This window comes from Methylobacterium aerolatum (genome assembly GCF_022179085.1).
In the GTDB taxonomy this organism is placed as follows: Bacteria; Pseudomonadota; Alphaproteobacteria; order Rhizobiales; family Beijerinckiaceae; genus Methylobacterium; species Methylobacterium aerolatum.
Genome location: NZ_BPQE01000027.1, coordinates 1 through 23,865, shown reverse-complemented (window position 1 = coordinate 23,865; position 23,865 = coordinate 1). Strand labels below are relative to the sequence as shown.

25 protein-coding genes are annotated in these 23,865 nt (G+C 70.2%); 21 read left to right on the top strand and 4 right to left on the bottom strand.

The annotated features are described in order from the left end of the window. Positions 1 to 5: 5 nt before the first annotated feature. Positions 6 to 1,010: a type I glyceraldehyde-3-phosphate dehydrogenase gene (gap, locus tag MFF06_RS17935; RefSeq protein ID WP_238206464.1), complete on the bottom strand. Its 1,005-nt coding sequence runs from the start codon at positions 1,008 to 1,010 to the stop codon at positions 6 to 8. Between the two features lie 531 nt (positions 1,011 to 1,541). Here gap and MFF06_RS17930 point away from each other — a divergent pair. The 14 genes from MFF06_RS17930 to MFF06_RS17870 all read left to right on the top strand — a co-directional run bounded on the left by MFF06_RS17930 (position 1,542) and on the right by MFF06_RS17870 (position 13,242). Continuing rightward, positions 1,542 to 1,835 (top strand): DUF4164 family protein, encoded by a 294-nt coding sequence (locus tag MFF06_RS17930; protein ID WP_238206462.1) that lies wholly within the window; start codon positions 1,542 to 1,544, stop codon positions 1,833 to 1,835. 4 nt (positions 1,836 to 1,839) lie between these two features. Next, positions 1,840 to 2,235, top strand: a complete 396-nt coding sequence (gene zapA / locus MFF06_RS17925; protein WP_238206460.1) for a cell division protein ZapA — start codon at positions 1,840 to 1,842, stop codon at positions 2,233 to 2,235. 225 nt (positions 2,236 to 2,460) lie between these two features. Then, entirely contained in the window at positions 2,461 to 4,107 is a 1,647-nt protein-coding gene (mdcA, locus tag MFF06_RS17920) for a malonate decarboxylase subunit alpha (RefSeq protein WP_238206458.1), read from the top strand. 141 nt (positions 4,108 to 4,248) lie between these two features. Then, entirely contained in the window at positions 4,249 to 4,557 is a 309-nt protein-coding gene (mdcC, locus tag MFF06_RS17915) for a malonate decarboxylase acyl carrier protein (RefSeq protein ID WP_238206456.1), read from the top strand. A 1-nt stretch (position 4,558) separates the two neighbouring features. Beyond that, positions 4,559 to 5,485: a biotin-independent malonate decarboxylase subunit beta gene (locus MFF06_RS17910; RefSeq protein ID WP_238206454.1), complete on the top strand. Its 927-nt coding sequence runs from the start codon at positions 4,559 to 4,561 to the stop codon at positions 5,483 to 5,485. Then, positions 5,472 to 6,188 carry a biotin-independent malonate decarboxylase subunit gamma gene (gene mdcE / locus MFF06_RS17905; protein ID WP_238206451.1) on the top strand — a complete coding sequence of 239 codons (717 nt, stop codon included), beginning with the start codon at positions 5,472 to 5,474 and terminating at the stop codon, positions 6,186 to 6,188. Before MFF06_RS17910 ends, mdcE begins: the two co-directional genes overlap by 14 nt. Next, positions 6,178 to 6,825, top strand: coding sequence for a malonate decarboxylase holo-[acyl-carrier-protein] synthase (mdcG, locus tag MFF06_RS17900; RefSeq protein WP_283207289.1), 648 nt, complete (start codon positions 6,178 to 6,180; stop codon positions 6,823 to 6,825). The genes mdcE and mdcG overlap by 11 nt, the downstream gene beginning before the upstream one ends. Before the next feature lie 175 nt (positions 6,826 to 7,000). Further along, positions 7,001 to 7,921, top strand: coding sequence for an ACP S-malonyltransferase (locus tag MFF06_RS17895; protein WP_238206449.1), 921 nt, complete (start codon positions 7,001 to 7,003; stop codon positions 7,919 to 7,921). A 127-nt stretch (positions 7,922 to 8,048) separates the two neighbouring features. Continuing rightward, positions 8,049 to 9,530: an aldehyde dehydrogenase gene (locus tag MFF06_RS17890; RefSeq protein WP_238206447.1), complete on the top strand. Its 1,482-nt coding sequence runs from the start codon at positions 8,049 to 8,051 to the stop codon at positions 9,528 to 9,530. A gap of 4 nt (positions 9,531 to 9,534) precedes the next feature. After that, the gene (locus MFF06_RS22715; RefSeq protein WP_283207288.1) at positions 9,535 to 9,657 is read left to right on the top strand and encodes a hypothetical protein; all 123 of its coding nucleotides are present in this window, start codon (positions 9,535 to 9,537) and stop codon (positions 9,655 to 9,657) included. A 16-nt stretch (positions 9,658 to 9,673) separates the two neighbouring features. Further along, a complete protein-coding gene (locus MFF06_RS17885; RefSeq protein WP_238206445.1) occupies positions 9,674 to 11,380 on the top strand; it encodes an IlvD/Edd family dehydratase in 1,707 nt (568 codons plus the stop codon). Positions 11,381 to 11,427: 47 nt separating this feature from the next. Then, the gene (locus MFF06_RS17880; RefSeq protein WP_238206443.1) at positions 11,428 to 12,597 is read left to right on the top strand and encodes an acetyl-CoA acetyltransferase; all 1,170 of its coding nucleotides are present in this window, start codon (positions 11,428 to 11,430) and stop codon (positions 12,595 to 12,597) included. 64 nt (positions 12,598 to 12,661) lie between these two features. Continuing rightward, entirely contained in the window at positions 12,662 to 12,943 is a 282-nt protein-coding gene (locus MFF06_RS17875; RefSeq protein WP_238206441.1) for a type II toxin-antitoxin system ParD family antitoxin, read from the top strand. Next, entirely contained in the window at positions 12,940 to 13,242 is a 303-nt protein-coding gene (locus MFF06_RS17870) for a type II toxin-antitoxin system RelE/ParE family toxin (protein ID WP_238206439.1), read from the top strand. The genes MFF06_RS17875 and MFF06_RS17870 overlap by 4 nt, the downstream gene beginning before the upstream one ends. 27 nt (positions 13,243 to 13,269) lie before the next feature. Here the strand turns inward: MFF06_RS17870 and MFF06_RS17865 are convergent, their stop codons facing one another. The 3 genes from MFF06_RS17865 to MFF06_RS17855 all read right to left on the bottom strand — a co-directional run bounded on the left by MFF06_RS17865 (position 13,270) and on the right by MFF06_RS17855 (position 15,822). Beyond that, the gene (locus tag MFF06_RS17865; protein WP_238206437.1) at positions 13,270 to 14,562 is read right to left on the bottom strand and encodes an O-acetylhomoserine aminocarboxypropyltransferase/cysteine synthase family protein; all 1,293 of its coding nucleotides are present in this window, start codon (positions 14,560 to 14,562) and stop codon (positions 13,270 to 13,272) included. An 86-nt stretch (positions 14,563 to 14,648) separates the two neighbouring features. Further along, a complete protein-coding gene (locus MFF06_RS17860) occupies positions 14,649 to 15,035 on the bottom strand; it encodes a response regulator (RefSeq protein WP_238206435.1) in 387 nt (128 codons plus the stop codon). A 130-nt stretch (positions 15,036 to 15,165) separates the two neighbouring features. Beyond that, complete coding sequence (locus MFF06_RS17855) at positions 15,166 to 15,822, bottom strand: alpha/beta hydrolase (protein ID WP_238206433.1); 657 nt, start codon at positions 15,820 to 15,822, stop codon at positions 15,166 to 15,168. A gap of 267 nt (positions 15,823 to 16,089) precedes the next feature. On the opposite strand from MFF06_RS17855, the gene MFF06_RS17850 reads away from it, so the two are divergent. The 7 genes from MFF06_RS17850 to MFF06_RS17820 all read left to right on the top strand — a co-directional run bounded on the left by MFF06_RS17850 (position 16,090) and on the right by MFF06_RS17820 (position 23,244). Continuing rightward, positions 16,090 to 17,259: a cysteine desulfurase family protein gene (locus tag MFF06_RS17850; protein ID WP_238206431.1), complete on the top strand. Its 1,170-nt coding sequence runs from the start codon at positions 16,090 to 16,092 to the stop codon at positions 17,257 to 17,259. A 65-nt stretch (positions 17,260 to 17,324) separates the two neighbouring features. Next, positions 17,325 to 18,794, top strand: coding sequence for a Fe-S cluster assembly protein SufB (gene sufB / locus MFF06_RS17845; RefSeq protein WP_238206429.1), 1,470 nt, complete (start codon positions 17,325 to 17,327; stop codon positions 18,792 to 18,794). A 182-nt stretch (positions 18,795 to 18,976) separates the two neighbouring features. Then, complete coding sequence (sufC, locus tag MFF06_RS17840) at positions 18,977 to 19,729, top strand: Fe-S cluster assembly ATPase SufC (protein ID WP_238206428.1); 753 nt, start codon at positions 18,977 to 18,979, stop codon at positions 19,727 to 19,729. Then, a complete protein-coding gene (locus MFF06_RS17835; protein WP_238206426.1) occupies positions 19,729 to 21,051 on the top strand; it encodes a SufB/SufD family protein in 1,323 nt (440 codons plus the stop codon). Before sufC ends, MFF06_RS17835 begins: the two co-directional genes overlap by 1 nt. 141 nt (positions 21,052 to 21,192) lie before the next feature. Beyond that, positions 21,193 to 22,437 (top strand): cysteine desulfurase, encoded by a 1,245-nt coding sequence (locus MFF06_RS17830; RefSeq protein ID WP_238206424.1) that lies wholly within the window; start codon positions 21,193 to 21,195, stop codon positions 22,435 to 22,437. A 48-nt stretch (positions 22,438 to 22,485) separates the two neighbouring features. Further along, positions 22,486 to 22,869: an SUF system Fe-S cluster assembly protein gene (locus tag MFF06_RS17825; protein WP_238206422.1), complete on the top strand. Its 384-nt coding sequence runs from the start codon at positions 22,486 to 22,488 to the stop codon at positions 22,867 to 22,869. 75 nt (positions 22,870 to 22,944) lie between these two features. Next, positions 22,945 to 23,244 carry a hypothetical protein gene (locus MFF06_RS17820; protein WP_238206420.1) on the top strand — a complete coding sequence of 100 codons (300 nt, stop codon included), beginning with the start codon at positions 22,945 to 22,947 and terminating at the stop codon, positions 23,242 to 23,244. Positions 23,245 to 23,865 lie beyond the last annotated feature (621 nt).

Below are 23,865 nucleotides of genomic sequence, written 5' to 3'. Positions count from 1 at the left end.
GTCGATCAGATGAGCTTGGCCATGGCGACGGCGGTGTCGGCCATGCGGTTCGAGAAGCCCCACTCGTTGTCGTACCAGGTGAGGATGCGGACGAGCACGCCGTCCATCACCTTGGTTTGGTCGAGGTGGAAGGTGGACGAATGAGGATCGTGGTTGAAGTCGATCGAGACGTTCGGGCGGTCGGTGACGCCGAGCACGCCCTTGAGCGGGCCGGCGGCGGCGGCCTTGATCGCGTCGTTGACCTCCTGCACCGTAGTCTGGCGCTTGGCCGTGAAGACGAGGTCCACCGCCGAGACGTTTGGGGTCGGCACGCGGATCGAGGTGCCGTCGAGGAGGCCCTTCAGCTCCGGCAGCACGAGACCCACGGCCTTGGCGGCGCCGGTGGTGGTCGGGATCATCGACAGGGACGCGGCGCGCGCCCGGTAGAGATCCTTGTGCATCTGGTCCAGCGACGGCTGGTCGTTGGTGTAGGAGTGGATCGTGGTCATGAAGCCGCGCTCGATGCCGATGGCCTCGTGCAGCACCTTCGCCACCGGCGCGAGGCAGTTGGTCGTGCAGGAGGCGTTCGAGACCACGTGGTGCTCGGCGGTGAGCTTGTCGTGGTTCACGCCGTAGACCACCGTCAGGTCGGCGCCGTCGGCCGGGGCCGAGACGAGGACGCGCTTGGCGCCGGCGTCGAGGTGGGCCTTGGCCTTGTCCTTCGAGGTGAAGATGCCGGTGCACTCGAGGGCGATGTCGACGCCGAGGTCGCGGTGCGGCAGCTCGGCCGGGTTGCGGACGGCGGTCACCTTGATGCGGCGCCCGTCGACCACCAGGAATTCGCCGTCCACGGCGACCTCGCCCGGATAGCGGCCGTGCACCGAGTCGTAGCGCAGGAGGTGGGCGTTGGTCTCGACCGGGCCGAGATCGTTGATCGCCACGACCTCGATGTCCTTGCGGCCGGCCTCGGCGATGGCGCGCAGCACGTTGCGGCCGATGCGCCCGAACCCGTTAATGGCAACCTTCGTCACGGCGGTGAATCCTTCCTCAAGCCGGGCACCTGCCGACGTCGCGATGGCCCGATCGCCCGGTGCCCCCGGCGGCCCCGCGTCCCAGGCCACGTCCGGCCCGGTGCACCCTCAGGGGAGGGGCTGTGGGCGGATGGGTTTGAACCGGCGATGAACCGGCATCGCGCCGGGCCATCCTGTCCGTCTTTCCGGGGGGTCGAGCGACGGACATCGTCGCCCCCGGTGGACTATCCCGGCCCGTCCTGGGCAGATGCGCGGCTGTCTAGCATGGCACTTCGACCTGTCAAACGCGTGGGCGTGACAAACCCACGCCTGTCTCGAGGTTCGGTGAATTCTGCGCCGGACAGGACAGCACCGGCCCGCGGCAGCGCTCTTTTTCCTGGAAATCCAAGGCGAACCGGCCGAAATCTGTACCGGAGCCTTGCCTCGGGGGAGGCCGGGCGGCACGGCTTCCGGCCAGAGACCTTACGTGTTCCACCACGCCCGCCCCGCCGGTCCGCCGCCGGCCCGCGGCCGACGGAGTGAGCGACCCCGATGACGACGCCGCCCGACGCCCCCTCCCGCGATCCCCTCGCGGACGCCCTGCGCAAGCTCGACGCGGCCCTGTCGCGCCTGGAGGCGGCCGCGATCCGGCGCCTCGAATCCGAAGACTCGCCGGACGACCGCGACACGGAACTGTCTCTGATGACCGAGGACCGCGCCCGCCTCGCCGCCGCCCTCGACGCGGCGAGCGCCCGCCTCGCGCAGGTGGAGGCGAATTCGGGCGAGGTCGGGCAGCGGCTCGACAGGGCCATCGCGGCCGTGGCCGGCGTGCTGGAGAGACATTGACGCGATGCCGATCATCACCGTCACCATCGACAACCGCACCTACCGGATGTCCTGCGGGCAGGGCGAGGAAGCCCACCTCACCGCCCTCACCGACGACCTGAGCGAACGCATCGGGAAGATGCGCGAGAGCTTCGGGGAGATCGGCGACATGCGCCTGCACGTCATGGCCGCGCTCACCATCTCGGACGAGCTCGTCGACCTGCGCAAGCGCCTCGCCGCCATGGAGACCGAGGTCGCCTCGGCCCGCTCCGTGGTGGATGCCGCCTACCGGGCGCGGGACGAGGCGGCGGCGCGCACCGCCGAGGGCATCGAGCGCGCCGCGAGCCGGATCACCCGCCTCGCCGACGCCTTCACCAGCCGCTCCGGCGCGGCGGCGCTCACGGGCTCCGAACCGTCCTAGAGCCGGAGCCGACCAATTCGGCTCACGCAGTTCCGTCATTGCGAGCGACAGCGAAGCCATGACGACGACGGATCCGCCGACGGATGTGGCTCGACCCGGTCGGCCACGGCCCTCGGCCCGCCCGGAACGGGGCCGTCGAAAACCCGCGCCACCCGCACGGCATCGGGTTTGAGATCGAACAGTGATGCGCTACTTTGTATACTGAATTCAGACGGAGGCGGGGGGATGGCCGACTGGCGCGGGGAACGGAAGGCCCGCGACGCGCGCCTTGAGGCGGGCCGCGCCCTCGCGCGCGGAAAGGTGGTGCCGTCCGGCGAGGCCACCGCCCTGCTGGAGGCGATTCTTCGCCCCGGCGACCGGGTCTGCCTGGAGGGTGACAACCAGAAGCAGGCGGATTGCCTCGCCCGCGCCCTCTGCCGCTGCGACCCGGAGAGGGTCCACGGCCTGCACATGGTGCAGTCGGGCATCGTGCTGCCGGAGCACCTCGACGTGTTCGAGACCGGCATCGCCGAGCGGCTGGACTACTCCTACTCCGGCCCCCAGGGCGCCCGCGTCGCGCGGATGCTCTACGGCGGGCAGATCAAGCTCGGGGCGGTGCACACCTACCTCGAACTCTTCGCCCGCTACTTCATCGACCTCACGCCGCACGTGGCGCTGATCGCGGGCGTCTGCGCCGACCGGGAGGGCAACCTCTATACGGGGCCGAACACCGAGGACACACCGACCATCGTAGAGGCGACGCACTTCAAGAACGGTGTCGTCGTCGCGCAGGTGAACGAGATCGTGGACCGGGTGCCACGGGTCGACATCCCCGGGGACCGGGTGGACTTCGTGGTCGAGGCGGACACGCCCTTCTTCGTGGAACCGCTCTTCACCCGCGATCCGGCACTGATGACCGAGACGCAGATCCTCATCGCCATGATGGCGATCAAGGGGATCTATGCGGAGTACGGCGTCCGCCGCCTCAACCACGGCATCGGCTTCGGGACGGCGGCCATCGAGTTGCTGCTGCCGACCTATGGCGAGAAGCTCGGGCTCAAGGGCGAGATCGCCACGCATTTCGCCCTCAACCCGCACCCGACGCTGATCCCGGCGATCGAGTCGGGCTGGGTGAAGCAGGTCCACTGCTTCGGCTCCGAGGTCGGGATGGACCGCTACATCCGCGAGCGACCGGACGTGTTCTTCACGGGGGCGGACGGGTCGCTCCGCTCCAACCGCGCGCTGTGCCAGACGGCGGGCCTCTATGCCTGCGACATGTTCATCGGCGCGACCCTCCAGATCGACCTGATGGGCCATTCCTCCACCGTCACGCAGTCGCGCGTGGCGGGCTTCGGCGGGGCGCCCAACATGGGCTCGGATCCGCACGGCCGCCGCCACCCCTCCGACGCCTGGATGAAGGCGGGGCGGGAGGCGCAGATCACCGGCGATCCGGCGCTGATGCGCGGGCGCAAGCTCGTGGTCCAGTTGGTCGAGACCTTCGGCGACAAGCTCGTCCCGACCTTCGTGGAACGGCTCGACGCGATGGAATTGGCGAGCAAGATCGGGCTCGAACTGGCGCCGGTCATGATCTACGCCGACGACGTCACCCACATCGTCACCGAGGAGGGGATCGCGAACCTCCTCCTCTGCCGCGATGCGGACGACCGCGAGCAGGCGATCCGGGGGGTGGCGGGCTACACGGAGATCGGCCGGGGCCGCGACCGGGCGAAGGTGGAGGAACTGCGGGCGCGGGGCATCATCCGGCGCCCGGAGGACCTCGGCATCGAACCCCTCGACGCCGACCGCTCGCTGCTCGCCGCGCGCTCGATCAAGGATCTCGTGCACTGGTCCGGCGGCCTCTACGAGCCGCCCGCGAAGTTCAGGAACTGGTGATCGTTCCCCCTCCCCCTTGCGGGGAGGGGTCAGGGGTGGGGGTGGTGCCGAACGAAGCGCGGCGGTGCCTCCTGAACCACCCCCACCCCCTTACCCCTCCCCGCAAGGGGGAGGGGAGCACGCCTGTGAGGACACGGCCGGATGGAATCCCTGACGTTCCGCCACACCACGACGAAGCCGCTGCCGGGCACGAAGCCCCAGGCGATCACCGGCGTCGTGGCCTCCGGCAACCTGGAGATCCTGCTGGAGCGGGTGCTGCCGCCGGACGCGGTGGAGGTCGCCATCGAGACGCCGATCGCCGGCTACGGCCCGGTCTGGGAGGCGGTGGTGGCGGATTTCGTCGCCCGCGCGCAGCCGGGCGGCGTGCGCATCTCGATCAACGACGGGGGCGCCCGGCCCGACACCGTCTCCCTGCGCCTGCTCCAGGGCGCCCGGCTGATGGAGGCGTGAGATGGCAGGACCCTCGGCCGGACCCGACCGCGACCGCCTGAGCTGGTACGAGGCCAGCGCCCGCCAGCGCCTCGACGCCCTCCTCGATCCAGGCAGCTTCACCGAGGCGCTGGGCCCGGAAGAGCGGCGGATGAGCCCGCATCTGCCCCTGTTCGACCTGCCCCGCGCCTTCGACGACGGCATCGTCGTCGGCACCGGCACCCTCGACGGGCGCCCCGTCTACGTCGCCGCCCAGGAGGGCCGGTTCATGGGCGGGGCGTTCGGGGAGGTCCATGGCGGCAAGCTCGTCGGCCTGCTCCGGGCGGCGGTGGAGGGCAGGCCCGCCGCCGTGCTGCTCCTCCTCGATACCGGCGGCGTGCGCCTGCAGGAGGCCAATGCCGGCGAGACCGCCATCGCCGAGGCGATGCGCGCCATCACCGAGGTTCGCGCCGCCGGAGTGCCGGTGGTGGGGCTGATCGGCGGCCGGGCCGGGTGCTTCGGCGGGGGCGGGCTCATCGCCGGCACCTGCTCACGGCTGGCGGTCTCCGAGGGCGGCCGCATTTCGGTCTCCGGGCCGGAGGTGATCGAGACCAACAAGGGCGCCGAGGAATTCGACTCGAAGGATCGCGCGCTCGTCTGGCGCACCATGGGCGGCAAGCACCGGCGCCTGATCGGCGGGGCCGACGCCTTCTGCGACGACACGATCGCCTCCTTCCGCGCGGCGGCCCTGTCGCTGATCGCCGACGCCCCGGCCTTCGACCTCGACACGCTCATGGCCGAGCAGGCCCGCCTGCGCGAGCGGATCGAGCGGTTCGGGGAGTGCCGCGACGGGACGGAGATCTGGGCGCGCCTCGGCGTCAACGATCCGGACGCGGTGCCCTCCCTGGACACCCGCGCCTTCGACGAGACCGTGGCGCGGATAGGGGAGGCGGCCCATGACGCTCGCTGAGATCCTGGCCTCCCTCTTCCCCGGGGGCCACGCCGTCGCGGTGACGGACGGTCTCGTTTCCGGGGACGGCCCCTTCGAGGGCGGACGCCTGCGGGTGATCGGGATCGACGGCGACACGCCGCTCGGCGTCGAGGGCGCCCTCGACCTCGCGGGTCATGTCCTCGACGCGGTGCGGGCGGGGGACAGGGCGCCGATCCTGGTGGCCGTCGATTCCGACAGCCAGCGGATGAGCCGCCGGGACGAGTTGCTCGGCCTCAACGAATGCCTCGCCCACCTCGCCAAGGCGCTGCTGCTCGCGGACCGTCACGGCCACCCCACCGTGGGGCTGCTCTACGGGCATTCGGCGGCGGGCGCCTTCATCGCCACGGCGCTGGCGACGCGGGTGCTGGCGGCCCTGCCGGGCGCCGCCCCGAGCGTGATGGACCTGCCCTCCGTCGCCCGCGTCACCAAGCTGCCGTTGGAGACGCTGCAGGAGATGGCGCACTCGACACCGGTCTTCGCGCCCGGCCTCGACAACATGCTCGCGATGGGCGCCGTCCACGCGGTGCTCGATCCCGACACGGCCCTCGGCCCCCAGATCCGCGACCTCATCGCCGCCCTGCCGGAGCGGGACGAGCGGGACCGGCTCGGCCGGGAGCGAGGCGGGCGTCCGGTGGCGCAGGCGGTGGCGGAGGTGGTGGCCGGGCAGGTCCGTGGCGGCTGAGCCCGCCCGCCACGATCTCGTCGCGGCCGATCCCGCCGCTTGGGCGGCGATGCTCGCGACCCGCCCCGACCTCGAAGGGCTGCCGCACGTGGCCCGGTGGGCGCAGGACGGTCGCCCGCTGATCGTCCGGCGCCTCTATCCGGGGGAGGAGAGGGGCCTCGTCCCCCTCGGCCTGCCCCTGCCCCCCGCCGCCGGCAAGCGCCGGATCGGCCTTGCCCTCCCGGCCGAGGCGCTGAAGCCGGTGGCGGCGCCGGACCTCGCCGAAGCCGCCCCCCACGCGCCCGCCGCGTGGCGACCCACCCTCGACGCCCTGCTGGCGCTCGCGGCCGGGCACGCCCTCACGGTCCGGCCCTTCGGCGCCCTGCTGTGGCAGGCGGTGACGGGGCTGACCTACCTCGGCGCCACCTCCGACCTCGACCTGCTCTGGCCCTGCCCCGGCCCGGTTCCGCGCACGCTGCTCGCCGGCTTGGCGCGGATCGACGCCACGGCACCGATGCGCCTCGACGGGGAGGTTCTGCTGCCGGACGGGGGAGGCGTGCAGTGGCGGGAGTTGCACGAGGCGCCGGAGGGCGGGAGCGTGCTGGTGAAGGCGCTCGACCGCGTGGCGATGAAGCGGTCGGACGAGCTGGTGCGCTAAAAGCGCCGCATCGTACCTGTGCCGTCGTTGCGAGCGAAGCGAAGCAATCCAGGGACACGCCACATCCGGCAACGGCCCACATCCTGGATTGCGTCACGGCGTTCGCGAACATGCCGAGGATCGTCGCGGGCAACCAGTCCCGTCGCCGTCCGTCCCGTCAGAGCGAGCCGCACCCATGACCCTCGCGATCCTCCTCTCCGGCCAGGGCAACCAGCACCCGGACATGTTCGCCCTCACCGCCGACCGGCCGGAGGCGCGGGCCGTGTTCGAGGCGGCCCGGCCGCTCCTCGGCGCCGACCCGCGCGATCTTGCCGGAGCGGCGGAGGGGCTGCACGGTAACCGCGTCGGGCAGGTCCTGTGCTGCGTCGCGGCCTTGGCGGGCTGGAGCGTCATCGCGGCGGGCCTGAACGGCCGGTCGATCGTGGCGGGCTACAGCATCGGCGACCTCGCCGCCTGGGGCGTCGCCGGGCGCTTCGACGCCCCGACCGTCCTGCGCCTCGCCGCCGCCCGGGCCGAGGCGATGGACGCGGCCTCGGGGGAGGGGTTCGGCCTCGCCGGGATCCGCGGCCTCGGGCGCGACACCCTCGACGGCCTGATCCGCCGGCATGACTGCCATCTGGCGATCCGCAACGCCGCCGACAGCTTCGTCGTCGGCGGCCGACGGGACGACCTCGATCCCCTCTGCCGCGAGGCCCTGGCCCGCGGGGCGCAGCGCGCCGTCCCCCTCGCCGTGGCGACGCCCTCGCACACGCCGCTCCTGGCCGCCGCGAGCGACCGGTTCCGGGCGCTCCTTGCCGGGGCGGAACTGCACCAGCCGCCGCCCTCGGCGCCGCGCCTGCTGAGCGGGCTCGACGGCGCGGCGGTCTTCCGGCCGGAAGCCGGGCTCGACAAGCTGGCCCGGCAGGTCTCGCAGACCCTCGATTGGGCCGCCTGCCTTGACGCCTGCGGCGAGTACGGCGCGACGCATGTCCTCGAACTGGGCCCCGGCCACGCCCTCGCCACGATGGCCCAGGCCGCCCTGCCGGGGGCGAGGGTCCACGCCCTCGACGCATTCCGTTCGGCGGAGGGCGTGCGGGACTGGATCGCCAGGCCGTAGATCCCCCCGCATTGCCGCCGCACGCCATGCGGGCGGCGCTGAAACCGGGGCCGGGCCGGATGGGCTGGCCCCACCCGCCGGGCTGGTCCATATCCGCCCCATCCACCCGCAACAGGGGAGCCGCGCCGTGAAGACCTATCAACTCTACATCGACGGCCAGTTCGTCGATCCGGTCGAGGGCGAGTGGTTCGACTCGGTCGATCCCTATCGCGGCGAGCCCTGGGCCAGGATTCCCCGCGCCTCCAAGACCGATGTCGACCGGGCCGTGGCGGCGGCCAAGCGCGCCATGACCGAGGGTCCCTGGGCGGGCATGACCGCCTCCGCCCGGGGCAAGGTCCTGCGGCGCATCGGCGACATCGTGGCCCGCGAGGCGCAGCACCTCGCGGAGGTCGAGACCCGCGACAACGGCAAGCTCTTCGCCGAGATGCACGGCCAGACCCGGTACCAGCCGGAATGGTGGTATTACTTCGCGGGCCTCGCGGACAAGATCGAGGGCGCGCAGGTCCCGATCGACAAGCCGGAGACCTTCGCCTTCACCACTCACGAGCCGGTGGGCGTGGTGGGCGCGCTCACCGCCTGGAACTCGCCGCTGCTCTTCGTCGCCTGGAAATGCGCCCCGGCGCTGGCGGCGGGCTGCGCCGTGGTGATCAAGCCCTCGGAATTCGCCTCCGCCAGCACGCTGGAATTCGCCGGGCTGATGAAGGAGGCGGGCCTGCCGGACGGGATGTTCAACGTCGTGACCGGCTACGGCGCCGAGACCGGCGCGGCGATCGTCGATCACCCGGACGTGGCCAAGATCACCTTCACCGGCTCCGACGTCACCGGGGCGCGGATCTATGAGCAGGCGGCCAAGCAGATCAAGCGCGTGGCCCTGGAACTCGGCGGCAAGTCGCCCAACATCGTCTTCGCCGACGCCGACCTGAAGATGGCCGCCGCCGGCGCCATCTCCGGCATCTTCGCGGCTACCGGCCAGACCTGCATCGCGGGATCCCGCCTGCTGGTGCAGAACAGCATCCGCGAGGAGTTCACGGCCCGGCTGATCGAGCTCGCGAAGTCGGCCAAGCTCGGCGACCCGATGGATGCGGGCACCAACATCGGCCCCATCACCACGCCGCCGCAGTACCAGAAGGTGCTCGACTACATCGCGGTGGCCAAGGGCGAGGGCGCCCGCTGCGTCTTCGGCGGCGGCCCGGCCACGGGGGAGGGCGTCAGGGGCGGCCAGTTCGTCCAGCCGACCATCTTCGCGGACGTGACGAACTCCATGCGGATCGCGCAGGAGGAGGTATTCGGCCCCGTCCTCTCCATCATCGGCTTCGAGGACGAGGCCGAGGCGCTGAAGTTGGGCAACGACGTGATCTACGGCCTCGCGGCGGGCGTGTGGACGCAGGATATCGGCCGGGCCATGCGCATGTCGAAGGGCCTCAAGGCCGGGACCGTCTGGGTGAACACCTACCGGGCGGTGAGCTACATGATGCCCTTCGGCGGCATGAAGCGCTCCGGCCTCGGCCGCGAGAGCGGCATCGAATCGATCCGCGAATATCTCGAGACCAAGAGCGTGTGGATCTCCACGAGCCGCGACGCGCCGGAGAACCCTTTCGTGATGCGGTGAGAGGATGTCTCCCCTCCCTCCCCCGCACTGGGGGGAGGGACATGAGGCGGTGAAGCCTGTGATGCGCTATGCCCTCACGATCCTCGCCCTCCTCGCCGTGGCCTGGATCGCGTTTCATCTGCGGTAGCGCCCGAGGAAAGCCCATGACCGACGGACCGCACGGCCTCGACCGGGGGCTTACCAACTACGGCGACCGGGATTTCGCCCGCTACCTGCGGCGCTCCTTCGCCCGGTCCATGGGGATCTCGACGCGCCTGCTCGAAAAGCCGGTGGTCGGCATCGCCATGACGCCGTCGGGCTTCAACAACTGCCACCGCGGCATGGACGACCTGGTCGAGGCGGTCTCCCGCGGGGTGCTGGCGGCAGGCGCCCTGCCACGGCCGTTTCCCACGGTGTCGCTGGGGGAGGTTTTCCTCAATCCCACCAGCATGATGTACCGCAACCTGATGGCCATGGACACCGAGGAGATGATCGGCGCCCAGCCCATGGATGCGGTGGTGCTGATCGGCGGCTGCGACAAGACCGTGCCGGCCCAGCTGATGGGCGCGGCGTCGGCCGACCTGCCGGCGATCCAGCTCGTCACGGGGCCGATGTCCACCGGCCGTCACCGGGGCCAGCGGCTCGGCGCCTGCACCGACTGCCGGGGCTTCTGGGCGAAGTACCGGGCCGGGACCGTCGATGCGGAGGAGATCGCCGAGGTCGAAGGGCGGCTCTCCGTCACCGCCGGGACCTGCGCCGTCATGGGCACCGCCTCGACCATGGCCTGCATCGCGGAGGCGCTGGGGATGTCGCTGCCCGGCACGGCGGCGATCCCTGCCGTCCACTCCGACCGGCTCGTCGCCGCCGAGGAGACCGGCCGGGCCGCCGTCCGCCTGATCAAGACGAGGATCCGGCCCTCCCGGGTCATCACGCGCCACTCGGTGGAGAACGCCATCCGCGTGCTGATGGCGGTGTCGGGCTCCACCAACGCCATCGTCCACCTCACGGCCATCGCCGGGAGGCTCGGCATCCGCATCCCCTACGAGCGGTTCAACGCTATCTCCGACGAGACCCCCGTGTTGGTGGACCTGAAGCCGGTCGGCGAGGGCTACATGGAGGATTTCCACGCGGCGGGCGGCATGGGCGCCCTGCTGCGCGAGTTGCGCCCCCTCCTCCACCTCGACACCGTGGATGTCGAGGGCCGCACCCTGGCCGAGCGGCTTGACGAGCCGGAACCGTGGGTGGACCGGGCGGTGATCCGCCCGTTCTCCGATCCGGTCTCGCCCCAGGGCGGGCTGATCGCCCTGGGCGGGAGCCTCGCCCCCGACGGGGCCATCTTCAAGCGCGCCGCCGCGACGCCCGCCCTGTTCGAGACCGAGGGGCGCGCGGTGGTGTTCACCGGCCTGGAGGACCTGTCCGCCCGGATCGACGATCCCGACCTCGATGTCACGGCCGACGACATCCTCGTCCTGCAGAATGCGGGCCCCCACGCCGCCGGGATGCCCGAGGCCGGCTATCTGCCCATCCCGAAGAAGCTCGCGAAGGCCGGGGTGAAGGACATGGTGCGCGTGTCCGATGCGCGCATGTCCGGTACGGCCTTCGGCGCCATCGTGCTGCACGTCTCGCCCGAGGCGGCGGTGGGCGGCCCCCTGGCGGCGGTGCGCGACGGCGACCGCCTCCGGCTCTCGGTGCGCGAGAAGCGGATCGACCTGCTGGTCGAGCCGGAGGAGATCGCCCGGCGCCTCGCCGCCCACACCCCGCCGCCGGTCCCGGCGCGGGGCTACAAGGCCCTCTACCGGCGCAGCGTCACCCAGGCGCCGGAGGGCTGCGACTTCGACTTCCTGGCCGGACCGTCACCCGACCACCCTTGATCCGGGCGGCCCCCGGGGCCATCGTCCCGACAAACTGAGAGGAAACGATGACGCGCGCCTGCATCGTGGGCTGGGCCCACACCCCCTTCGGCAAGCTGGAGGACCCCGACACCGAGAGCCTCATCGCCCGCGTCTCCGGGGAGGCCCTGTCCCACGCCGGCGTGGCGGCCTCCGAGGTCGACGGCATCTATGTCGGCGTCATGAACACCGGCTTCTCGAAGCAGGGGTTCGAGGGCTCCCTCGTCGCCACGAACCAGCCCGACCTGGCGCACGTGCCCTCGACGCACCTGGAGAACGCCTGCGCCACCGGCTCGGCCGCCCTCTACGCCGCCCTCGACTTCGTGGATAGCGGCCGGGGGCGGATCGCTTTGGTGGTCGGCGCCGAGAAGATGACGGCCAAGTCCGTCGCGGAGACCGGCGACATCCTGCTCGGCGCCTCCTACCGGAAGGAGGAGGCCGAGATCGAGGGCGGCTTCGCTGGCGTGTTCGGGCGGATCGCGGCGAACTACTTCCAGCGCTACGGCGACCGCAGCGAGGAACTGGCCCGCATCGCCGCCAAAAACCATCACAACGGCGTCGCCAACCCCTACGCGCAGATGCGCAAGGATTTCGGCTTCGACTTCTGCAACCGCGTCTCGGACAAGAACCCCTACGTCGCCGCGCCCCTGCGCCGGACCGACTGCTCCCTGATCTCGGACGGCGCCGCCGCCCTCGTGGTGGCCGACGCCGAGACCGCCGCCCGCCTGGAGCGCGCCGTGGGCTTCCGCGCCCGCGCCCAGGTCAACGACATCCTCCCCCTCTCCCGCCGGGACCCGACCGCCTTCGAGGGCGCCCGCCGCGCCTGGGCCAAGGCCCGGGAACAGGCCGGGATCGCCAACGAGGACCTCTCCTTCGTGGAGACCCACGACTGCTTCACCATCGCGGAACTCATCGAGTACGAGGCGATGGGTCTGGCCGCGCCGGGCGAGGGCTACCGGATCGTCCGCGAGGGCATGACGGAGAAGGGCGGCAAGCTGCCGGTCAATCCCTCGGGCGGCCTCAAGTCCAAGGGCCACCCCGTCGGCGCGACCGGCGTGTCCATGCACGTCATGGCCTGCCTGCAGCTCATGAACGAGGCGGGCGACATGCAGATCCCCGGCGCCGAACTCGCCGGCGTGTTCAACATGGGCGGCGCGGCGGTCGCCAACTACGTGTCGATCCTGGAGCGGCGGCGATAGGATGACGGGACTCCGGTATGATACCGTCATACCGGGGTGTTCGACCGTTCCGTTGGGGGATCGCATGGCCGCCGCCGAGAAGCGCACGTTCAGTCTACCGGCCGAACAGGCCGCCTTCATCGATGCCCAGGTGAAATCGGGCACCTTCGCCAGCGCGAGCGAGGTCGTGCGTGCCGGCCTTCGCGCACTGCAGGAACGGGACGCCGCCGTCGAGCGATGGCTTCGCGAGGATGTGGCGACGACCTACGACCGCTGGCGGACCGATCCGTCCCTCATACTCACGCCGGAGGACATGGTCGAGCGGATGCGGCGACGCCACGCCTCCCGCCTGAACGGCGAAGCATGAAGCGGCGGCGTGTCGTCTACACGCCGGACGCCGCCAACGACCTGGACTCACTCTACGATTACATTGCCGACACGGCCGGGCCTGCGGTCGCCGCGGATTATGAAGAGCGGATCCTCCGCTTCTGCGCAGGGCTCGGTCTCGGCGCCGAGCGCGGAAGCCTTCGCGACGATATCCGTCCGGGGCTGCAGGTCATCGGTTTCGAACGGCGAGTCGCTGTGGCCTTCGCCGTCGAAGACGATCGCATCGTGATCCTGCGGATTTCTTCCGGGGGCCGCGACTGGAGCGGCGCCTTGCGCTGAGATCCGCGCGGAGCGAATCTCTTCCCCTCAGCCCACCTTCTCCAGCGCCTGCGCGATGTCGGCGATCAGGTCCTCGACGTTCTCCAGCCCGATCGAGAGCCGCACCGTCTCCGGCCCGACGAAGGCGATGGCCTTCTCGCGGTCCGGCAATTGCCGGTGGGTGGTCGTGGCGGGGTGGATCGCCAGGGTCTTGATCTCGCCGATGTTCACGAGGTGCGACACAAGATCGAGGGAGGCGATGAAGGTCTTCGCCGCGCTCTCGCCGCCCTTGAGGGCGAAGGTGAAGATCGCGCCGGGCCCCTTCGGCGTGTAGCGGGCGGCATTCGCCTCGCCGGTCTGGCCGGGGAGGCCGGGATAGCTGACCCACGCCACCGCCGGGTGGTCCCGCAGGAAGGCGGCCACGGCCTTGGCGTTGGCGCAGTGCCGCTCCATGCGCAGCGGCAAGGTCTCGATGCCGGTGAGCGTCAGGAAGGCGTTCATGGGCGACAGGCCCGGCCCGAGGTCGCGCAGGCCGAACAGGCGGCAGGCGACGGCGAAGGGCGTCTCCGGGAAGCGCTGGGGGATGACGAGGCCGTCGTAATCCGGCCAGGGCTCGTTGATGAGGTCGTAGCCGCCGGCCTTCACCCAGTCGAAGGTGCCGCCATCGCAGATCATGCCGCCGATCACTTGGCCCGAGCCCGCCAGGAACTTCGAGGTCGAGTGCACCACGATGTCCGCGCCGTGGGCGATCGGCCGGATCAGCGCGGGCGAGGCAAGGGTGTTGTCGACGATGAGCGGCAGGCCGTGACGCTTGGCCACCGCCGCGATCCCTTCGAGATCGGTCACGAACCCGCAGGGGTTCACGATGGATTCGCAGACGATCGCCTTGCACTCCGGCGTGATCGCCGCCTCGAAGTCGGCGGGCTCCATGCCCGTGGCGAAGCGGGGCTTCAGGTCGTAGCGACCGTCGAGGCGGCGCATCAGGCCGAGCGACCCGCCGAAGAGGCGCGGGGAGGCGACGTAGGAATCGCCCGAGCGCATCAGCGTCATCAGCACGAGGAGCACGGCCGACTGGCCGGAGGCCACCGCGACGGCGGCCTTGGCCCCCTCCAGGGCGGCGACCCGGCGTTCCAGGGCGGCGACGGTGGGGTTCGAGCCCCGGGAATAGGAGAAGCCGGTCTTGCGCACGGCGAAGATGTCCGCCGCCTGCTCGGAGGATTCGAACACGAAGCCGTTGGTGAAATAGATCGGCTGCGCCCGCGCACCGGTGGCCGGATCGGGGGCGGCGCCCGCGTGGATCGCCAGGGTCGCGAACCGGTGCTGTCGGCTGTCGTCGGTCATGGAACTCATCGGCTTTTGGCCCGGCACGTCTGGAACCGGCATCCGCGATTCCCGGCGCGCCGGAGCGCGGCGGCGCCCGTTATGCCTCAGGCCGCCCGGCGGATGAAGGAGCGCAGGGTTCGGACCAGGGTTGTCGGCTCGTAGGGCTTGGGGATGAAGCGTGCCCCGTCGGGCATGTCGTTCGGGCCCGGCGTCCCCATCCCGGACACCACCAGCACCGGGATCCCCGGCCAGCGGTGGGCGACGAGGCGGGCGAGGGCGAAGCCGTCCATCGAGCCCTGGGGCATGTCGACGTCGGTCATCAGGACCTCGACGTCTCTCCGATTCTCCAGCACGGCCAAGGCCTTGTCGGCGTGCGACGCCTCCAGCACCGTGAAGCCCGCATCGGCCAGGGTGTCGGACGCCTCCATCAGGAGGAGGCCGTCATCCTCGACCAGAAGAACGACCGGTTGCTCGGAGGGGCTGTCCGTCATCAGGCCAGGGGGAGTTCCATGAAAGAGGCGTCTACCGGCGGCCCTATTCGCCGCGCTGCCCTGCGTCAAGGCGCCCGGGACCGGGCGCGGGGCGATGCCGCGCCCGGTCCCGGTGGACGGCCTGGGCGACTCAGGCCGCCTCCTCGCGCTTGCCGAGGCGCTTGTCGAGGTAGGTGTCGACGGTCTGGGTCAGCTCGTCGACCTTGCCGTCGAAGAAGTGGTTCGCCCCGTCCACGATCTGGTGCTCGATGATGACGCCCTTCTGCGTCTTCACCTTCTCGATCACCGGCATCACCTCGCGGGCGGGGGCCACGCGGTCCTCGGAGCCGTGGACGAACAGGCCGGAGGAGGGGCAGGGCGCCAGGAAGGTGAAATCATAGCGGTTGGCCATGGCCGCGATGGAGATGAAGCCCTCGATCTCCGGGCGGCGCATCAGGAGCTGCATCCCGATCCACGAGCCGAAGGAGACACCCGCGATCCAGCACGCCTTGGCCTCCGGGTTGACCGCCTGCACCCAATCCAGGGCGGCGGCGGCGTCGGAGAGTTCGCCCGAGCCGTGGTCGAAGGAGCCCTGGCTGCGGCCGACCCCGCGAAAATTGAAGCGCAGGGCTGCGAATCCGCGGTTGGCGAACGTGTAGAAAAGGTTGTACACAATTTGATTGTTCATGGTGCCCCCGAATTGCGGGTGCGGGTGCAGCACGATGGCGATGGGCGCGCCGCGCTTCTTGGGGGCTTGGTACCGGCCCTCCAGGCGGCCGGCGGGACCGGTGAAGATGACCTCAGGCATGTTCGTCCTCTCGCTCCGTCGCCCTCGCCGTGGGATGCCGCGCCGCAACGGGCCGCCTTGACTCAAGGGATGCACGCCATAAAAGCGCTCTTAGAACAATTCTAGGTGATTAGAATAGTTCTAAAGAGTAGCGAGATCCAGTGATCGGCAACCCGTCCGGGACTCTCCCGGCCGGAGGGACCGGTATTTCCGTCGGCGCGCCTTAACACGGCGAACCACCCCGCGTGCAAGCAAATCGCACGCTCGCAGGAGACGAAACGTTCGGTGATGGGCACGCAGCGCGCCTACCTCGACCACAACGCGACCGCCCCGGCTCGTCCGGCCGTGGCGGAGGCGGTGGCGCGCGCGCTCCTCCTGCCGGGCAATCCGTCCTCGATCCATGCCGAGGGCCGGGCGGCCCGCGTGGTGCTGGAGGCGGCCCGCGCCGAGGTGGCGGCCCTGGTCCATGCCAAGCCGGCGCAGGTGGTCTTCACGAGCGGCGGCACCGAGGCCGCGAACGCGGTCCTATCCGGCGCCCTGCGGCGCGGGGGCCTGCCCGCGCCGACGCGCCTTCTGTTCAGCGCCACCGAGCATCCCTGCGTGGCGGCGGGTCATCGCTTCCCGGCGGAGGCGTGCGAGACTCTGCCGGTGGACGGCGCGGGTGTTCTCGATCTCGCGCATCTCGAAGCCCGTCTGGCCGCACTGCGGGACGAGACGGTGCTGATCTCGGTGCATGCCGCCAACAACGAGACGGGCGTCGTCCAGCCGCTGGCCGACATCGTGGCGCTGGCCAAGGCCCATGGCGCGGCCCTCGTCCACAGCGACGCGGTGCAGGCGATGGGCAAGATCGCCGTGGATTTCGTTGGGCTGGGGCTCGATGCGCTCACGCTGTCGGGCCACAAGTTCGCTGCGCCGAAGGGCGTCGGCGCCCTCGTCCTCGCGGAGGGCGTGAGCCTGGAGGCGCCCTTCGTCCGGGGCGGCGGCCAGGAGAAGCGCCTGCGCTGCGGCACCGAGGCCCTTCCGGCGCTGGCCGGGATGGGCGAGGCGGCCCGGATCGCGGCCGCGTCGCGGGAGGCGGAGTCCCTGCGGCTCGGCGCGCTGCGCGACCGGATCGAGGCGGGCGTGCGCGCCTTCGCGCCGGACGCGGTGGTGTTCGGGGCGGGGGCGCCCCGGTTGCCGAACACCCTGAGCTTCGCCGTGCCGGGCCTCGACGCCCCGGCGGCGCTGATCGCCCTCGACCTCGCGGGCGTGGCGGTCTCGTCGGGTTCGGCCTGCTCCTCGGGCAAGGTCGCGCGGTCGGCGACCCTGGCGGCGATGGGGGTCCCTCCGGCGCTGGCGGCGGGGGCGCTGCGGGTCAGTCTGGGCTGGAATACCGTGGAGGAAGATGCGTCACGTCTCCTCCACGCCTTAGAACGGGTCGTGACATCCCTATATGAGAGGCGAGGGCGGGCGGCCTGAGCGCCGCCCTCCAAGCCATCCACACGCTTCCCGGCCCTTGACGCCGGGCATGCCAGGAGACGCTGATGCCTGCCGTGCAGGAAACCATCGATCGGGTCCGCTCGATCGACCTCGACCAGTACAAGTACGGTTTCGAGACCACGATCGAGATGGAGAAGTCCGAGAAGGGCATCTCCGAGGATGTCGTGCGCTTCATCTCGGCCAAGAAGAACGAGCCGGAGTGGCTGCTGGAATGGCGCCTCGACGCCTACCGGCGCTGGCTCACCATGCAGGAGCCGGAGTGGGCGCGCGTCTCCTACGACAAGGTCGACTATAACGACATCTACTACTACGCCGCGCCGAAGCGGAAGGGACCCGAATCCCTCGACGAGATCGACCCCGAGATCCTGAAGACCTACGAGAAGCTCGGCATCCCGCTCCGCGAGGTCGAGGTGCTGGAGGGCATCGCCCCCGAGCGCCGGGTGGCCGTGGACGCGGTGTTCGATAGCGTCTCGGTCGCCACGACCTTCAAGAAGGAGCTGTCGAAGGCCGGCGTGATCTTCATGCCGATCTCCGAGGCCGTGAAGGAGTATCCCGACCTCGTGAAGAAGTACCTCGGCTCGGTCGTGCCGGTGACGGACAACTTCTTCGCGACGCTGAACTCGGCGGTCTTCTCGGACGGCTCGTTCGTCTACATCCCGCCGGGCGTCCGCTGCCCGATGGAGCTGTCGACCTATTTCCGCATCAACGAGCGCGACACCGGCCAGTTCGAGCGCACGCTGATCATCGCGGACAAGGGCTCCTACGTCTCGTATCTCGAGGGCTGCACCGCGCCGAAGCGCGACGACAACCAGCTGCACGCGGCGGTGGTCGAGCTCGTCGCCCTGGAGGATGCCGAGATCAAGTACTCGACGGTCCAGAACTGGTACCCCGGCGACAACGACGGCAAGGGCGGCATCTACAACTTCGTGACGAAGCGCGGCGATTGCCGCGGCGCCCGCTCGAAGATCTCGTGGACGCAGGTCGAGACCGGCTCGGCCATCACCTGGAAGTACCCGTCCTGCATCCTGCGCGGTGACGACAGCCGCGGCGAGTTCTACTCGATCGCGGTGTCGAACGGCATGCAGCAGGTCGATTCCGGCACCAAGATGATCCACCTCGGCAAGAACACGACGAGCCGGATCATCTCGAAGGGCATCTCGGCCGGGCGGTCGCAGAACACCTACCGGGGCCTCGTCTCGGCCCACAAGAAGGCCAAGGGCGCGCGCAACTTCACGAACTGCGACTCGCTGCTCATCGGCGACCAGTGCGGGGCGCACACCGTGCCCTACATCGAGTCGAAGAACGCCTCCGCCGTGTTCGAGCACGAGGCCACCACCTCAAAGATCTCCGAGGAGCAGAAGTTCTACTGCCTGCAGCGCGGCCTCTCCGAGGAGGAGGCGACCGCCCTCATCGTCAACGGCTTCGTCCGCGACGTGCTGCAGCAACTGCCGATGGAGTTCGCCGTCGAGGCCCAGAAGCTGATCTCGATCAGCCTCGAAGGCTCGGTGGGCTGACGGTCACGACAGCTGTGAGCATCCCCCCTCTCCCTTGTGGGGAGGGGTCGGGGTGGGGGTGGTGCCGGATGATGCTCGGCGGTGCCTCCTGAACCACCCCTACCTCCCACTCCTCCGCGCCAGGGGGAGGAGAGCGCCTCGCGCTCGGGGAGAACCACGAATTCAAACAGGACGACCAACCTATGCTCGAAATCAAGAACCTCGTGGTGCAGATCGAGGACAACCGCATCCTCAACGGCCTCAACCTCACCGTGAAGGACGGCGAAGTCGCCGCGATCATGGGGCCGAACGGCTCTGGCAAGTCGACGCTCAGCTACGTCATCGCCGGCAAGGAGGACTACGAAGTCCTCGAGGGCGAGATCCTGCTCGACGGCCAGAACCTCCTGGAGATGGCCCCCGACGAGCGCGCGGCCGCCGGCGTGTTCCTGGCCTTCCAGTACCCGCTGGAGATCCCCGGCGTCGGCACCATGACCTTCCTGAAGGCGTGCCTGAACGCCCAACGCAAGGCGCGCGGCGAGGACGAGCTGTCGACGCCGGACTTCATCCGTGCGGTGAACGGCGCCGCCGACAAGCTCGAGATCAACAAGGAAATGCTCAAGCGCGCCCTCAACGTCGGCTTCTCCGGCGGTGAGAAGAAGCGCATGGAGATCCTGCAGATGGCGCTGCTCCAGCCGAAGTTCTGCGTGCTGGACGAGACCGATTCCGGCCTCGACATCGATGCGCTGCGCATCGTCTCCGAGGGCGTGAACGCGCTGCGCGCGGAGGGCCGCTCCTTCCTCGTCATCACCCACTACCAGCGCCTCCTGAACCATATCGTCCCGGACGTGGTGCACGTCATGTCCAAGGGGCAGATCGTGAAGTCGGGCGGCAAGGAGCTGGCGCTGGAACTCGAAGCCTCCGGCTACGCCGAGTACCGCACCGGGGAGGCCGCGTGATGGCCGAGGTCAAGAACCTCCGCACGGGCGCCGAGACCGGCCTGTCGGCCCTGTTCGAGGCCGGGCGCAAGAGCTTCGCCACCGAGGAGGCCATCGGCCGCGAGGAGGCGTTCAAGTTCTTCGAGGCCACGGGCCTGCCGAGCCGCCGGGTCGAGGCGTTCAAGTACACCGACCTTCGCGCCGCGATCACCGAGGCGGCCCCGCCCGCCGAGGCCCCCTCGGCCGAGGCCGCCCGCAAGGCGGTCGCCGCCGCCAAGGGCTTCGACACGATCGAGGCCGCCCGGCTGACCTTCGTCAACGGCCACCTGATCCGCGCCCTGTCCGACCTCTCCGGCCTTCCGGACGGCGTGAGCGTGACCCCGATCAACGACGCCATGGGCAAGGGCGACGCGCGCCTGAAGCGCCTCGCCCCCGTGCCCCAGGCGCGCGACAACCCGGTCTACCAGCTGAACACGGCCTTCCTCGCGGACGGCGCGCTGATCAGCGTCGCGGCCGGCGCCAAGCCCGACCGGCCGGTTCACCTGCGCTTCGTGAACACCGGCGCGGACGCCTTCTCCACCGCGACCCGCGTGCTGGTCGATCTGGCCGAGGGGACGGACTTCACCGTGCTGGAGAGCCACGAGGGACCGGACGGGCTGACCTACCAGCCGAACGACGCCCTCGACGTGCATATCGGCAAGGGCGCCGCGTTCCGGCACAGCCGCCTGAACAAGGAAGGCTCGGCCGCCGTCGCCCTCTCGACCATCAGCGTCAAGCTGGAGGACGAGGCGCAGCTGGAGACCGTCGCCGTGGTGACGGGCGCCGTGCTGTCCCGTCACCAGATCTTCCTCAACATCGCGGGGGAGGGGACGAACGTGGTCGTCAACGGCGCCTCCATGCTCCGTGACGGACAGCTCGCCGATTCGACCCTGCTGGCCGACCATGCGGCGGTGGGGGGCGTCGGCCGGGAGCAGTTCAAGACGGTGATCGACGGCAACGCCACGGGCGTCTTCCAGGGCAAGATCATCGTCCGCCAGGCGGCCCAGCAGACCGACGGCAAGATGAAGTCCGACTGTCTCCTCCTCACCGACGAGGGGCAGATGATGAACAAGCCGGAGCTGGAGATCTTCGCCGACGACGTCGCGTGCGGCCACGGGGCCACCTGCGGCGCGCCGGACGACGACCTGCTGTTCTACCTGATGGCCCGCGGCCTGCCCCGCCCCATCGCGGAGAGCCTGCTCGTCCAGGCCTTCCTCGGCGAAGCCATCGAGACGGTCACGCACGAGGGCGCCCGCGCGGTGCTGATCGGCGAGATCGAGGCTTGGTTGGCGGCGCGGGGCTAAGCGCGCCGCGCTCTCCTCCCCCTTATGCGGGGAGGGGCGGGGGGTGGGGGTGGTTCAGGAGGCACCGTTGCGCCTCATCCGGCACCACCCCCACCCCTACTCCTCCCCGCAAGGGGGAGGGAAACCTGTGAGTGAGAAGCGATGAACGCACCCGTCCTCACCCCAACCTACGACGTCGCCGAGATCCGGAAGGAATTCCCGATCCTGGCGGAGAAGGTCTACGGCAAGCCGCTGGTCTACCTCGACAACGCGGCCTCCTCGCAGAAACCCCGCGCCGTGATCGACGCGATGGTCACCTGCATGCAGACCGGCTACGCCAACGTCCACCGCGGCCTGCACTACATGGCGAACGCGGCGACCGAGGGGTTCGAAGGCGCCCGCGAGACGACGCGGCAGTTCCTCAACGCCGCCTCCACGGACGAGATCATCTTCACCCGCAACGCCACCGAGGCCTACAACCTCGTGGCGTCCTCCATGGGCTGGGGCGGGCTGATCGGGGAGGGGGACGAGATCATCCTCTCGATCATGGAGCACCACTCCAACATCGTGCCCTGGCACTTCCTGCGCGAGCGCCGGGGCGCCGTGATCAAGTGGGCGCCGGTGGACGACGAGGGCAACTTCCTCGTCGAGGACTTCGAAAAGCTGTTCACGCCGCGCACCAAGATGGTGGCGATCACCCATATGTCGAACGTACTCGGCACGGTGACGCCGGCGGCCGAGATCGTGCGCATCGCCCACGCCCACGGCGTGCCGGTGCTCCTCGACGGGGCCCAGAGCGCCGTCCACCAGCCCGTGGACGTGCGGGCGCTCGATTGCGACTTCTTCGTCTTCACCGGCCACAAGGTCTACGGGCCGACCGGCATCGGCGTGCTCTACGGGAAGAAGGAGTGGCTGGAGCGCCTGCCCCCCTACCAGGGCGGCGGCGAAATGATCCGCACGGTGAGCGAGGACGCGGTCACCTACAACGATCCGCCCCACCGGTTCGAGGCGGGCACGCCGGCGATCATCGAGGCGGTCGGCCTCGGCGCCGCGCTAGAGTTCATGATGACGCTCGGCCGCGAGAACATCGCCGCGCACGAGGCGGCGCTCACGGCCTATGCCCACGAGCGCCTCGGCGCGATGAACGCGATCCGCATCATCGGCAACGCCAAGGGCAAGGGTGGCGTCGTCAGCTTCGAGATGAAGGGCGCGCACGCCCACGACATCGCCACGGTCATCGACCGGCAGGGCGTGGCGGTGCGGGCGGGGACCCATTGCGCCATGCCGCTGCTGAAGCGCTTCGGCATGACCTCGAGCTGCCGCGCCTCCTTCGGGCTCTACAACACGACCTCCGAAATCGACGCGCTTGCGGAGGCGCTGGCAAAGGCCGAAATGCTGTTTGCCTGATATGGGAACCGGCCGCGCCTTGACCGCGGCGAGGGAAGGGTGAGACCGATGAGCACCGACGCCACCATCACCGGCGGCAACAACACGCCCGCCGTCGAGGGCGCCTCGGCGATCCCGCCGGCCGAGATGGACCGCCTGACAGACGACATCGTCGCGGCCCTCAAATCCGTGTACGACCCGGAGATCCCGGCGGACATCTACGAGCTCGGCCTGATCTACAAGGTCGATATCGACGACGACCGGAAGGTCGCCATCGACATGACCCTCACGGCGCCGGGCTGCCCGGTGGCGGGCGAGATGCCGGGCTGGGTCGAGAACGCCGTCTCGGCGGTGCAGGGCGTTCAATCCTGCTCCGTCACCATGGTGTTCGATCCGCCGTGGGACCAGAGCCGCATGTCCGACGAGGCCCGCGTCGCCCTCGACATGTGGTGAGGGACGGGGCGGGTTAGGATTGCATTAACCCTGTTTCGGCACGGTCTGCCCCTCACACCGAGGCGGGACGGCCTGATGGCTCCGGGATATGTGATCGCGCTGACATGCGAGGCCGCCGGGCTGATCGGACTCGTCGTCGGCCTTCTGCGGATGCGGACCGAGCGGCGGGAGCGGGCGGCCGGCCTGCGGGGCCTCCTCCTCACCGGCAACGCCACCGCCGCCGGCGCAGGCGGCCACCGCTCCGGCGCACCGGCTCCCCACCGCGTGATCGTCGTCCCGACGCCCGCCAACACGCAGCACGACGCCACGGCGGCCCGGGCCGCGCTGCACAGGGCCCTCGGCCTCTACACGCAACTGGACCGCTCAGCCGCCTGACCGATCGCCGGGCATCGCTGTCGCGCGGAGGCGGCCCCGGTGCGATGGATGTATCGCAGGGGGCCCCGTCGCATCGATCCGGACGACGGCAGCGGCCGTTTCCGGAACGGGGAAGCGACAGACAGGGCGCGGGGGCCGGAGAACCGACCAAGTCGGCGGTTGCTGCACCGCCATGGCGACTCGTGCATCGATCAAGTCGGAGGCGTCAGCCGAGACTGGAAACATCGATGCAAAGATAATTCGCTCGCGCCGGCACGCATGAACGGAGTGAGTGCGTGCCGGCGCGAGCGCGTTTCCGGGGAAACTTGGATCATACGCCGCCGCCGTCCTTGCGAGCGTCAGCGAAGCAATCGAGGGCAGCGGGACGTCCCAGAACGAGGCGGCTCCCTGGATTGCTTCGCGTCGCTCGCAAAGACGACCGGGGATCCATCGACGGGTTTTTCAAGTTTTCCGAAGTAATCCCGGTCGAACCGGAACGGCTCAATGCCGCAGGATGAGGTCCAGGCCGCTGCCGCACAGGACGACGGCGCTGAGGGTGAAGAGAAACTTCAGGTCTTCAAGACGGGAGCTCATCACGACCTCAGATGCCTCGTTCGATCCGCGCTGCATCCCCATGGCCGG